Origin of the sequence: Streptobacillus notomytis (assembly GCF_001902585.1) — a bacterium.
Lineage (GTDB): Bacteria > Fusobacteriota > Fusobacteriia > Fusobacteriales > Leptotrichiaceae > Streptobacillus > Streptobacillus notomytis.
This window is the reverse complement of sequence record NZ_LKKV01000136.1, coordinates 1-1,465: the sequence shown is the minus strand read 5'-3', so window position 1 is coordinate 1,465 and position 1,465 is coordinate 1. Positions and strand designations below refer to the sequence as shown.

The window sequence follows — 1,465 nt, the reverse complement described above, 5'->3', positions numbered from 1 at the left end:
CTATCAGCCTTAACACTTACCCTAAACTTTCCTTCTTCCTTTTTTATATCTATAAAAGGCGTTAATATATATTCTAATTCTCCAGCATATAATAAATCAGGTAACTTTTTACTTACTTCATTATATTCCTTCTCATTTCTTCCCTTTAATATCTTTAAAATACTTGGCTTTAGTTCTTCTTCTAATATATCCTTTCTCGATTTAACAACTCTCTTAAATCCTAATATACTCGTAAACTCTGTCCCCTTTACATACTCTAAACCAAACTTCGTTACTAACTCTTTACCTTCCTTAGAAATTATAAATCTTGGCTTAATTGGAAAATTAACTATCAATGGATTTAATGATAAACTTCCATCTATATCATTACTATCTCCTTTTATATCTCCTCTTAAAAAACCTACATCTCCCATTGCATTATATGATAAATAATAACCTGGTTCATTCCCTAATACTAAGCCTGCCTCAACATTTCCTCTACTTCTTACTTTAATAGGACTTTTTGTATATATTAAATCCTTAAAGCTATCATCTATAAGATATTTTATCTCTCCTGCATACAATCCCTTTATCCCTGCTGGTGATGAATTCCTTATACTTAATGGTAATTCTAAATGTGTTGATATTATTATATTTTCATATGGTCTATATAACACGGTAATTCTTGGTGATAATATATTATACATCTCATACATTGATTTTACTGCTTTACTTTTTTCTGTCTTTATATAATCTGATTGATGTATATCTCTTTTTAGTTTCTTTTCATTTCCACTCTCTTTTGCTTCCTTATCAACTAAGTTCTTCTCTGTTGTTTGAGATGTTATTATTGCTTTATCATCTTTTCCTATAGGATTATTATTTTCATCTCTTTTTGCTTTATCAAATTCAATGTCTTTTCCATCTTTTTTACTCTCTTTTGGATCTATCCATCCATAATCTCCTATATGTCTTAGTCCTAATAGTATATTTAACTTATCTGTTGCCGGTATGTTAAAGCCTAAATATGTATCTGTTTTAAGACTTATTGTATCATATACATATTTTTCTTTTTCTACATTTGTATTTTCTTTTTTTAATAGATTATTATTAGAAAGCTTTAAATCTATTTTACTATTAAAGTCTATTATTCCATTTCCATATATTACATCAAATCCTATATTATTTGATTTTTTTATATATCCATATTTTTCTGCTTCAGCAGTTATATTATCATTTAATAGTAGATTTAATCCTACTTTATGATTTCTTCCTATATGTCCTGCATTTATTCTTATCTTAGTTGAGTGTTTTGTTTTATTCTTTGATAAATCTATTCCAGTAAAAGATTTCTTTAATTCTTCTTCATACTTTGATATGTTTCTCTCCTTCTCACTTTGGTGAAAGTACAAGCCTCTTAGTAAGTCTACCCCCTTAATCTCATATGGGTTCTTTATTAGTTCCTGTATCTTGGGTAAATCATTTA

Annotated in this window: 1 pseudogene; it reads right to left on the bottom strand. The window is 27.4% G+C overall.

The window, feature by feature from the left end:
* Window positions 1-1,391, bottom strand: a pseudogene (locus BUE91_RS06755) (hypothetical protein); the annotation flags it as partial.
* Window positions 1,392-1,465: the final 74 nt, after the last annotated feature.